Source organism: Euzebyella marina, from assembly GCF_003687485.1.
In the GTDB taxonomy this organism is placed as follows: Bacteria; Bacteroidota; Bacteroidia; order Flavobacteriales; family Flavobacteriaceae; genus Euzebyella; species Euzebyella marina.
Map to the genome: position 1 here is coordinate 952,633 of NZ_CP032050.1, position 12,185 is coordinate 964,817.

Here is a 12,185-nt window from a genome sequence, read left to right on the forward strand (position 1 = left end):
GCATGATTCATCATCTTAAAGGTAAATTGGTAGAGAAAACCCCAACCTATGTCGTTATAGAATGCGGTGGTGTTGGCTATTTTGTGAACATTTCTCTACACACCTTTTCGAAGATTAGCGATTCAGAAAGCATCAATTTATTTACCCATCTACAAATAAAGGAAGATGCGCACACATTGTTCGGTTTTGCCGAGCGTTCTGAGCGCGAAATTTTTAGATTACTTCTATCCGTTTCGGGCATAGGTTCAAGTATAGCAAGAACCATGCTCTCATCGATGAACCCCACACAAATTAGAGATGCCATTGCCAATGGGGATGTTACCTCAATACAGTCTATAAAAGGGATAGGGGCAAAGACAGCACAACGGGTTATTCTAGACCTTAAAGACAAAATTCTTAAAGTTTACGATATTGGTGAAGTTTCGGCACCAACAAACAATACAAATAAAGAAGAAGCGTTATCTGCATTAGAGGTTCTTGGCTTTGCAAGACGACCTGCTGAAAAGGTGGTCGATAAAGTGCTCGGACAGGATCCTTCTCTTAGCGTGGAGAACATTATTAAACTTGCGCTTAAAAATTTGTAACAAGTTTGAAAACAGGGGCCGAACTAATTCTTAAATTACCATTTAAGCTTACTCTCCTATTCTCAATTTTCATGGTTTCAACGGGTGTTTTTTATGCTCAAGAAACTGAAGGTGAGAATACTGAGGAGCAACAGGTAGATTCCGTCAAGACCGGTTATTCTTTGGGTAGACTCCGAATGGAGAACCCAGAAAGTATTGTTTCCAAATATATTTACGACCCACAACTTAAAATGTACATCTACTCTGAAAAAGTAGGTGACTTCGATATAGGATATCCTATTATTTTAACGCCCGAACAGTACTACGAGCTTGTTGAAAAAGAAGGAATAAAAGATTACTTCAAAGAAAAATCCGATGCCTTTTCCGGAAAAAAAGAAGGTAGCGAAGAAGCACGTAAAAACCTGTTGCCTAATTTCTATGTCAATAACAATTTCTTTCAATCTGTCTTTGGTGGGAACACGATAGAGGTCATACCTCAGGGGTCGGTCGCTATGGATCTTGGTGTCATATGGCAAAAGAATGATAACCCTTCCTTATCCCCAAGAAACCGTACAAATACCTCTTTCGATTTTGATCAGCGGATCAGTCTTAGTATGCTCGGTAAAATTGGAGAAAGACTTCAGGTAAGTGCCAACTATGATACAGAGGCCACGTTTGATTTTCAGAATATAGTAAAGCTTGATTATACACCTACTGAAGATGACATAATCAGGTCAATAGAAGTCGGTAATATATCTATGCCGTTGAATAGTTCCCTAATTCAAGGTTCACAAAGTTTGTTTGGTGTCAAGACCCAATTGCAATTCGGTAAAACGACGGTGACGGCGGTTTTCTCTCAGCAACAATCTCAAAATAATACGGTGGTAGCGCAAGGTGGTGGTACCGTAAGTGAGTTCTCAGTTACGGCATTGGATTATGACGAGGATCGTCATTTTTTCTTGGCACAATATTTTAGGGATAATTACGATCAGGCACTTACCAACTATCCATATATACGTAGTCAAGTTCAGATTACGCGTTTAGAAGTTTGGGTGACCAATAGAAGTCAACAAACATTGAATGTTCGAAATATTGTCGGTATTCAAGATTTAGGAGAATTTGATCCATTGACGAGTGATCCAGATGATAAAAAGACTCGGATCTATTCTAATGCTCCGGCTAACTTCTTTAGAATGAATACTGGTGGGCAACCAAACTCTTTACCAAGAAACAACGCTAACTTATATGACCCTGCCCTTATCGATAGAGGAGGTGTTCTTAATGGAAATATTAGGGATGTGGCCACGGTCGAACAAGGTTTCAATGCGGGTGGTTACCAGCCTAATCAGGGTTTTGATTACGCCTTTTTAGAAAATGCAAGAAAGTTGGAGCAGGGTAGGGATTTTCAATTCAACTCTCAATTGGGTTACATCTCTTTGAACCAAAGGTTGAGTAATGATGAAGTTCTGGCGGTAGCTTTTCAATATACCTACAACGGTAATGTTTATCAGGTGGGTGAGTTTGCTAATGGTGGTCTTGATGCTACAACAGTTTCTGGGGCCATCGAGAATCAGGTGATAAATAACAATACTCTGGTTCTAAAACTTTTGAAAAGTAATATTACCAATGTGTCTGATCCTATATGGGATTTGATGATGAAAAACATCTATGCTACGGGAGCGTTCCGTTTGAGTCAGGATGACTTCAAGATGAACATTTTGTATAGCAATCCTACACCGAGAAACTATATTACCCCAATTGATGATGCTACTTGGCCTGATGGTCTACAAGATAGAATACTTTTAAATGTATTCAATTTTGACCGCTTGAATGTGTACAATGATGTACAGCCCGGAGGTGACGGTTTCTTTGATTTCATACCAGGATTGACCGTAGATACCCAAAATGGACAAATCATATTTACCAAGGTAGAGCCTTTTGGTGAATACCTCTTTGAACAGCTTGGGGGTGGAGATTATAATAATGCAAATGGCTATAACCCCAATCAAGAAAGATACGTTTTTAGAGATATGTATGAGCTGACCAAATCGGCGGCATTACAGGATCCTGAAAAAAACAAATTCTTGATGAAAGGCCGGTACAAGTCAGAAGGCAGTAACGGTATTCCGATAGGTGCTTTTAACGTGCCAAGAGGTTCGGTTCGGGTAACCGCTGGCGGGCGTACATTGCAAGAAGGAATTGATTATACGGTGAATTATCAGGCCGGTACTGTGCAAATATTGGACCCAAGTCTAGAAGCTTCTAACGTTCCTATTAATATTTCTGTAGAGAACAATGCCGTTTTCGGTCAACAAACAAGACGATTTACCGGGGTAAATGTAGAGCATCAATTCAACAAGAACTTTGTTCTGGGTGCTACCATGCTTAATTTGAACGAAAGGCCTTTGACGCAAAAATCGAATTTCGGGGTCGAGCCGGTCAACAATACTATATTCGGTGTTAATGGTAACTTTTCTACTGAATTGCCCTTTCTAACAAGGTGGGTGAACAAACTACCTAATATAGATACTGATGTTCCTTCAAACTTGTCTGTAAGGGGAGAAGTGGCATGGTTAAAGCCCAATTCACCAAAGAATGCAGACTTTCAAGGTGAGACAACTACATATTTAGATGATTTTGAAGGCTCTCAATCGCTTATTGATGTGAGATCTGCTTTGGGCTGGGCGATGGCCAGTACACCTTTAGAGTTTTTAGATAGTCCTACCCAAAAAGGTTTGGAGACTGGTTTCAATAGGGCAAAGTTGGCCTGGTATACTATAGATCCTGTATTCTATACCAACCAACGGCCAGCAGGAATGAGCGATAGTGATATCTCTTCTAACAGCACTCGAAGAATATTTGTTGATGAGGTGTTCCCGAAGGTAGAAATCGCGCAAGGGCAAACCAGGCAGCAAACGACTCTCGATTTGGCCTATTACCCAAGTTTAAAAGGTCCTTATAATGCCAATGAGAATTTTGAAAGTACCACCCCAGATCAAAAATGGGCGGGTATCATGCGTTCATTGAGCAGTACCAATTTTGAACAGGCGAATGTAGAGTTTGTGCAATTTTGGGTAATGGATCCGTACGTTGATGGTACGGCCACGAGTACGGGTGAACTAGTTATTAACTTTGGTAATATATCCGAAGACATTCTGGCCGACGGCTTAAAGCAATATGAGAATGGCCTTCCTGTGAACGGAGAAGGTAGTACAAAACCTGCTAATCCTATTTGGGGTCCGGTACCTGCAACTCAGGCCTTAGTTTATGCATTTGATGTGAACGAGGGGGCTCGTGAACAACAAGATTTAGGTTTTGATGGCTTAAATGATACCGATGAATCGCAAATCTATGGTGATAGCAACGGGGCCGACCCCGCTCTCGATAATTACCAGTACTTCTTACAGCGAGATGGAGGGGTGTTAAACCGATACCTTAATTTCAACAACCCGCAAGGTAACTCCCCAGTACAGGTGACCAATACCAATCGAGGTTCAACAACTCTACCCGATGTAGAGGATATTGATCGCGATTTGACCATGAATACAGTCAATAGTTACTACGAGTATCGAGTTCCTATCAGGCCAAATACGACCATTAATGATCTTTACGTCACCGATATTAGAGATTCATTGGTGTTGTCTGGTAACCGAATTCCTGATGGAAGTACGGTGAGAACAAGGTGGATTCAATACAAAATTCCGTTAAGCGATTTTACCGATGCCGTTGGTGGTATTACCGATTTTCGCTCTATCAGTTCAATGAGAATGTACATGACCGGATTTAATAGTGATGTGGTTCTGCGCTTTGCTACTTTAGACTTGGTTAGGGGTGATTGGCGAACTTATGTAAAGAGCTTAGATCCCGATGATCCAAATGTCGGTGATGATGCAACTACTATGGATGTTAATGCGGTGAACATTCAAGAAAATGAAAATCGATCACCTATACCTTATGTTTTGCCACCAGGTGTTAGAAGAGAACAATTAAATAATAACAATACCATCATTCAGCAGAATGAGCAGTCGCTCTCGCTAGTGGTCGAAAATCTAGAGTCTCAAGATTCTAGAGGGGTGTTCAAGAACCTTAATATAGATGTTAGGCAGTATGAAAAACTGAAAATGTTCATGCATGCCGAAAAGATTTTAGAAAGTGATAGCTACGAAATCGAGAGCCCGTTGGTAGGCTTCTTGAGAATTGGTACCGACTTTTCCGAGAACTTCTACCAGTTAGAACTTCCTTTAGAGTTTACCCCTTTTAATGTGGCTTCCGAAGAAGGTGTCTGGCCTGAGAATAACGAGATGGAAATTATCCTTTCCGATTTGAACAAGGTGAAGTCGGTATGGATTGCCGGTAGCGACTTAAGTGAGATACGGTTTTTTGAGGTCATTGGTGGCGAGGTGGTTCCTGTTGATGAGTTTGCTCCGAGAACTCCGGGAACGCTTAGAATTGGTATAAAAGGTAACCCGTCATTAGGAAGCATTAGAAGCATGATGGTCGGTGTCAAGAACGTAAGCGGTTTCCCGGCACGCGGTGAGGTTTGGTTCAATGAGCTTCGTTTGGCAGGCCTTGATAATAATGGGGGTTGGGCAGCTATCGCGGCGGTTGATGCGAACATTGCCGATTTTGCCAATGTTAGTGCTACGGGTAGTACCAGTACTTCCGGTTTTGGGTCAATTGATCAAATGCCGAATGAAAGAGCCAGGGAAGATGCCATTTCCTACGATTTGGTCACCAATGTTAATGTAGGTCAATTGCTTCCGAAAGATTGGAATATACAAATACCATTTAATTATGGTATTTCCGAATCGGTAATTACACCTGAGTTCGATCCTGTATACGATGACCTTAAGTTAGATGACCGTATAGCGGCAGCCGAAGATGAAGAATCGGCTGAAGCCATCAGAACACAGGCCGAAGACTACACTAAGCGAACGAGTGTGAATCTTATCGGTGTTCGAAAAGATAGGGGTGAAGAGGCCGAGGCCAATTTCTACGATGTTGAAAACTTTACTTTCAATTATTCCTACAACGAAACCAATCACAGAGATTTTGAAATAGCCGCGCTAGAAGATAAGAGTGTTGCCGCGGGTATGTTGTACAACCACAATTTCGAACCCATCGAGGTGGCGCCTTTTGCCAAAAATGATTCGTTGTTTACTGGCAGATACCTACAATGGTTAAAAGAACTAAACCTTAACTTATTACCGACCAGCGTGTCTGTCAACTCAAATTTTGATAGACAATTCAATCAGCAACGTTTTAGAGATGTTGTTGAGGAAGGTGTCGATAAATTAGAGCTTCCGACCTTGCGTCAGCGCAATTACTTGTTCAATTGGCAATATGCGGTCAATTATAGTTTGACTAAGTCGTTGCGATTAAATATGTCGGCTAGCAATAACCACATTGTTAGAAATTATTTGGACGATCCGACTGACCCTAACTCTGAAATTGATCAAACCTTAGGTCTTTGGGATGGTTTCTGGGATTTGGGGCAACCCAATCGCCATGCTCAACAACTTGAGGTAAATTATGAATTGCCTTTTAGTAAAATACCTGTTTTGGACTTTATCAATGCCCAATATAGCTATACCAGTAACTTTGACTGGCAACGAGGAGGAGACGCCCTTAATTTGGCCATTGCGGATCAACGGAACTCCCAAGGTATCGTTTCGGTAAATACCGTTCAAAATGCCAGTACTCATAATTTGACGGCCAACCTGAACATGCAGAAGTTTTATGATATGTTAGGTCTAAAAAAGAGGGAGGGAAAAGCAAATGCGAGCGCAGCCCCGGTTCGTAGGGATAAGGCAGGTAATCCGGCTTCAGATAGTGAAAAAACTTCTAAAAAAACTAGCGGACTTTTCAATACTGCGGTAGATGTTTTGACTATGGTGAAACGATTGAATGTTAACTATAACGAAAGCAGCGGTAAGGTACTTCCAGGTTATACTCAGTCGGTAGGTTTTATCGGGTCGTTAAGGCCGTCTTTAGGGTTTGTTTTTGGTAGCCAGTCAGATGTTCGGTTCGAAGCTGCAAGAAAGGGTTGGCTCATAGACTTCAATGAATTCAATGAGCAGTATATCGAAAATGTAAACAAGCAATTGAATATAACTGCTACGGCTCAGCCGGCGAGAGATTTGACTATTGACCTTTCAGCGGATCGTCAATTCTCCAATAGCTATCAAGAAAATTATGATGTAGACCTTTGGTCGCAGAATCAAAACCCTTTGGGTAACGAATACGGAAATTTCAGTATTTCGACCCTTATGATCGGAACTGTCTTTGGAAGAAGTGATGAATTCGATTCTGAAACCTTTCAGCAATTCAAAGAAAATAGATTAACCATTGCTAACAGGCTGGTCGCCAATAGGGGTGAAGCGGTAGGAGAACTAGATGAAGATGGATTCCCGGAACGGTACGGAAAAACACAGCAAGATGTATTGTTGCCCGCTTTCTTTGCGGCCTATACGGGACAAGATGCCGAACGTGTAAATCTAGATGCGTTCAGACAGATACCTATTCCCAATTGGAACATTAAGTATACAGGTCTGATGAGGAACAAATGGTTTAAAAAGAAATTTCAACGTTTCTCTTTAAGTCACGGGTATAGGGCCGCTTATAGCATCAATTCTTTTCAGACCAATTTAGAAAAGGTGCAATTGGGCAATGATGGGTTGTCTCAAACCGATCCTGATACAGGTGACGTTATGCCTGATTTAATTCTCAACAACGTTGTGTTGAACGATGAGTTCAATCCTTTAATGAGAGTCGATTTTGAAATGAAGAATTCGGTAAGCGTATTGGCCGAAATGCGTACGAGCAGAATAATGGCCTTAAGCTTCGATAATAACCTAATGACGGAGACCAATGGAAGTGAGTATACGGTAGGGCTTGGTTATAGGTTTAAAGATGTCAAGTTTGTCACTAACATTGGCGGTAACAAAACAAGGTTGAAAGGAGACTTGAACTTGAAAGCCGATATGACTTTGCGTGATAACGTAACTATTATTCGAAACCTGGATATCGATAATAATCAAGTAACCTCGGGCCAAAACCTTCTTTCGGTCAAGTTTACCGCTGATTATGCTTTAACGAAGAATCTGAACGCATTGTTCTTCTATGATCATTCGTTTTCTAAGTTCGCCGTTTCCACAGCTTTTCCTCAAACCACTATAAATTCTGGTTTCACGCTTCGCTATAACTTTGGAAACTAGAAGATTAACTAAATATTTGATGGGTTGATAGGGTGTTCGGCTTATTTTTTTGAAAACCTTTAGGGAATATTTTACATTTGCGACAAACAAAAAGGCATATGAATATTCCAGCTGAACTAAAATATACCAAAGACCACGAGTGGGTAAAGATCGAAGGCGATACAGCTACGGTAGGTATAACCGATTTCGCTCAGGGCGAATTAGGTGACATCGTTTACGTTGAAGTTGAGACTTTAGATGAGACATTGGATAAAGAAGAGGTTTTCGGAACTGTTGAAGCGGTCAAGACCGTCTCTGATTTATTCCTACCGTTGAGTGGTGAAATAATTGAATTTAATGAAGCCTTGGAAGACGCTCCTGAAAGCGTAAACTCAGATCCTTATGGCGAAGGTTGGATGATTAAAATAAAAATGAGCGATGCCTCTGAGGTAAACGGCTTGATGTCTGCTGAAGATTATAAAGCGCTTATTGGTGCTTAAGAATTATAGGTACACTTTGGTCTTCCTTGCTTGGATGACATTTGTTACTTATGCTAGCTTATCTTCTTTTGATCAAGATAATGCGCCCACTTTTAACTTGCCCCATTTAGATAAGGCCGTTCATTTTACATTTTACTTTGTAGCTGCGTTTTTGGCTGCTTTTTTACTTAGAGAGCGAACTTTAGGCAAAGTTGGGTTGAGAAAGGCGCTGCTTTTTTCAGTAGTGTTTGCGGTTGGGTTTGGTATAATTATTGAGGTATTACAATATACCTTAACAGTTGATAGACAAGGTGATGTGTTAGATGCAATGGCCAATACGATTGGGGCCTTGCTCGGAGCGTTTGCGATTAAACTCCTGTTTTCAGGCCGAACACGGTTAAAATGGGAAATTTAGTTGCTATTTAACAGAATATTTAATTAAATTAGCGAACATTAAAATCGAGAATTATGGAACCGAAAAAGAATCCGAAAGCAGATATTGGTCGTAACATCGGCTTGTATTTTGTTATAGGACTGGCCCTTACCATGGCATTGGTATATGGTGCATTAGAATGGAAAACGTATGATGAGGTAAATGATTACGATATTTCCATGAATGTTGATGACGACTTGGACGAGGAAGTTCCGATGACTGAGCAAATAAAGACTCCACCGCCTCCACCGCCTCCAGCTGCTCCTGAAATCATCGAAGTTGTTGAAGATGAAGAGGAAGTTGAAGAAACCGTAATCGAGTCTACCGAAACCAGCCAAGAAGAAGAAATTATCGAGGTAGAAGATGTTGAGGTTGAAGAAGAGGTAGAAGATGTTGACGTTCCTTTCGCGGTTATTGAAGATGTACCTGTATTCCCAGGTTGTGAGAACGAATCGAACAAAAGGGCTTGTTTTCAGCAAATGATGCAGAAGCATATTAGCAAAAACTTCCGTTACCCAGAAATTGCCCAAGAAATGGGTATTCAAGGTAGGGTAAGTGTAATGTTCACCATTCAAAAAGATGGTTCCATTGGTAATGTTAGAATGCGTGGTCCAGACAAAAACTTAGAAAAAGAAGCTGCTCGTATTATCGGTAAGCTTCCTAAAATGACACCAGGTAAGCAAAGGGGTAGACCGGTAAGGGTTCCATTTAGTATTCCAATTACCTTTAAGTTACAGTAATTAGCAACCATATCGCTATTCTGTGATTGGTTTCAAGATACAATCCCATTCCTAATTGGAATGGGATTTTTTTGTTCGGTAGTCCAGGTATTTGCATGAAATATTAAAGATCTTCAATTCGTTGCAAGAAACGGACTATCGAATTATCTTTGCAGTTCGAAAAAAGAGGAATGAAAACTGCTGTAAATACGGCCATTAACCGCTCAATGACATTGTCTGTTGCCGATTTTAAGGAGATTACCAAGGCTAGGCTGGCAATAAGTGTGGTATTTTCATCATTGGCGGGTTACCTTCTTGGTGCGCACCAAATAAATGTTATTTCTCTTTTGCTCCTTGCCTTTGGCGGGTATTGCATGGTCGGAGCTTCAAATGCATATAATCAGATCATCGAGAAAGACTTGGATGCTTTAATGAAGCGTACTAAAAATAGACCGATTCCTTCAGGTCGAATGACGGTACGCCACGCTTTGATTATTGCTGTTATATTGACGGTTCTAGGTGTTGCTTCATTGTATGTGTTGAATCCTAAGACGGCCATGTTCGGCGCAATTTCCATTTTTCTTTATACCAGTGTTTATACGCCGCTAAAGACGATAACACCTTTGGCAGTTTTTGTAGGTGCTTTTCCTGGTGCTATTCCCTTTATGCTAGGTTGGGTTGCCGCTACCAACGAATTCGGCATAGAGCCGGGTACGTTGTTTATGATTCAGTTTTTTTGGCAATTTCCTCATTTTTGGGCATTAGGGTGGATGTTGGATGATGACTACAAACAAGGTGGTTTTAAAATGTTGCCTACTGGAAAAAAAGATAAGGGCACGGCCCTTCAGATCATCATGTATACGATTTGGATGTTGGTTATTTCGATAGTGCCTGTTTTTGGTATTACGGGTAGGTTGATATTATCGATACCCGCGGCCATTGTAATTTTTATGATGGGAATGGTCATGTTGGTCTTTGCTTTCAAATTATATGAAAAACGCGATAATGTAACGGCACGTAAACTAATGCTTGCAAGTGTCAGTTACATTACACTAATGCAAATCGTTTACGTAGTAGATAAGTTTATTTAAGTTGATGGATTTAACTCAAGGAACAAGTAAAGAAAAGAATGACCGAGCCAAGAAAATGATGCTTTGGTTCGGTATCGTAAGCCTGATTATGGGCTTTGCCGGATGGACGAGTGCTTACATAGTTAGTAGCTCAAGGGAAGACTGGGTGACCGAGCTGAACCTTCCAAGTTCTTTTTTCATCAGTACGGCCATAATTATAGTTAGTAGCCTCACCTATATTCTGGCAAAAAAATCGGTTCAAGAAGGTAATGGAAAAATGGCCACAAAATGGTTGTGGGCCACCTTGGGCTTGGGCTTTGTGTTTATCATAATGCAGTTCAATGGCTTTTCGCAAATGGTGGCCGAGGGTTATTATTTTACCGGGCCGACCAGTAATATAAAAATGTCTTATATTTTTCTGATTGCGGCGGTTCATATTGCGCATGTGGTGGCGGGTATCATATCTCTGTTGGTGGTTTTGTTTAACCAAACAAAGGGTAAGTACTCTCCATCGGAGTATTTAGGTATTTCCCTTGGGGCCACTTTTTGGCATTTTTTAGACCTCTTATGGGTTTATTTGATGGGCTTTATGTATTTCGTTGGATAATAAAATAAAATATTGTTGGTTTTCCTTAACGTTCGGCTTTCGTTTCAGGTAAGAAAACTATAAATTTGTGCAAATTTTAACCATACTTTGAATTAAATGGAATCTACGGTAACAACTGGTACTGCTACGGAAAACGTCTGGGGAGGCGGAAATAAGCCCCTTGGTGCGAGTTATGGCAAGATGATGATGTGGTTTTTCATCGTTTCCGATGCATTGACCTTTTCTGGTTTTTTGGCCGCTTACGGCTTTTCTAGGTTTAAATTTATTGAGACTTGGCCGATAGCCGATGAGGTATTTACCCACGTACCGTTTTTTCATGGTAATTACCCTATGATTTACGTGGCGTTCATGACCTTTATTCTGATCATGTCGTCAGTAACCATGGTGCTTGCAGTAGATGCGGGGCACAAAATGAAACAGAATGCCGTTATCTGGTATATGTTTTTGACCATTATTGGGGGTGCCATCTTCGTTGGTTCACAAGCTTGGGAATGGGCAACCTTTATCAAAGGTGATTTTGGCGCGGTCGAAACCAAAGGGGGGCGAATTCTACAGTTTATAGATGCTGAGACCGGCGAGCGTGCTGCTCTTAGTGATTTTGCCAAGATTATTCCTAGTGAGCGAGCAAATCACGAGAGAAAGAATGGTGTTTGGTTTTATGATGAAGGCTACAGACCGACTTTTTCGATGAATGAGGTAACGGAAGGCTTTTTGGCCAACCCAAATATTCTAATCCGTACCGAGGCCATTCATCAAGAAGGAGAGAAGGAAGGCGAGAAAACACTCCTTACTAGAGAAGAGTCTTTAGAGAAAATTAAAGACGGAAAATTAGTGGTTGAAGGAGCTAACTTGGTTCGCAATGAATACGGTAGCCGTTTGTTTGCTGACTTCTTTTTCTTTATCACCGGTTTTCACGGTTTCCATGTATTCTCCGGTGTTGTAATCAATATCATCATATTCTTCAATGTAATTTTAGGTACTTACGAAAGAAGAGGACATTATGAGATGGTCGAGAAAGTAGGTCTTTACTGGCACTTTGTTGACTTGGTATGGGTATTCGTCTTTACATTCTTCTACTTAGTATAATTTGGCCTTTTAGTCATAAGAAATAGCATAAT

The 12,185-nt window shown here is 40.8% G+C and carries 8 protein-coding genes; all 8 read left to right on the top strand.

Features of this window, described 5'->3' with window-relative positions; translation table 11 throughout:
• Positions 1-2: 2 nt before the first annotated feature.
• The 8 genes from ruvA to D1013_RS03925 all read left to right on the top strand — a co-directional run bounded on the left by ruvA (position 3) and on the right by D1013_RS03925 (position 12,153).
• Positions 3-584, top strand: a complete 582-nt coding sequence (gene ruvA, locus D1013_RS03890; RefSeq protein ID WP_121847638.1) for a Holliday junction branch migration protein RuvA — start codon at positions 3-5, stop codon at positions 582-584.
• 5 nt (positions 585-589) lie between these two features.
• Positions 590-7,780, top strand: a complete 7,191-nt coding sequence (sov, locus tag D1013_RS03895; RefSeq protein ID WP_380084708.1) for a T9SS outer membrane translocon Sov/SprA — start codon at positions 590-592, stop codon at positions 7,778-7,780.
• Between the two features lie 98 nt (positions 7,781-7,878).
• Positions 7,879-8,259 (top strand): glycine cleavage system protein GcvH, encoded by a 381-nt coding sequence (gene gcvH, locus D1013_RS03900; RefSeq protein ID WP_121847640.1) that lies wholly within the window; start codon positions 7,879-7,881, stop codon positions 8,257-8,259.
• A complete protein-coding gene (locus D1013_RS03905; protein WP_162987796.1) occupies positions 8,252-8,653 on the top strand; it encodes a VanZ family protein in 402 nt (133 codons plus the stop codon). The genes gcvH and D1013_RS03905 overlap by 8 nt, the downstream gene beginning before the upstream one ends.
• A 53-nt stretch (positions 8,654-8,706) precedes the next feature.
• Positions 8,707-9,411 carry an energy transducer TonB gene (locus tag D1013_RS03910; RefSeq protein ID WP_121847642.1) on the top strand — a complete coding sequence of 235 codons (705 nt, stop codon included), beginning with the start codon at positions 8,707-8,709 and terminating at the stop codon, positions 9,409-9,411.
• Between the two features lie 170 nt (positions 9,412-9,581).
• A complete protein-coding gene (gene cyoE / locus D1013_RS03915; RefSeq protein WP_121847643.1) occupies positions 9,582-10,481 on the top strand; it encodes a heme o synthase in 900 nt (299 codons plus the stop codon).
• A 4-nt stretch (positions 10,482-10,485) separates the two neighbouring features.
• The gene (locus D1013_RS03920) at positions 10,486-11,067 is read left to right on the top strand and encodes a cytochrome c oxidase subunit 3 (RefSeq protein ID WP_121847644.1); all 582 of its coding nucleotides are present in this window, start codon (positions 10,486-10,488) and stop codon (positions 11,065-11,067) included.
• Positions 11,068-11,163: 96 nt separating this feature from the next.
• Positions 11,164-12,153, top strand: coding sequence for a cytochrome c oxidase subunit 3 (locus D1013_RS03925; RefSeq protein ID WP_121847645.1), 990 nt, complete (start codon positions 11,164-11,166; stop codon positions 12,151-12,153).
• Positions 12,154-12,185 lie beyond the last annotated feature (32 nt).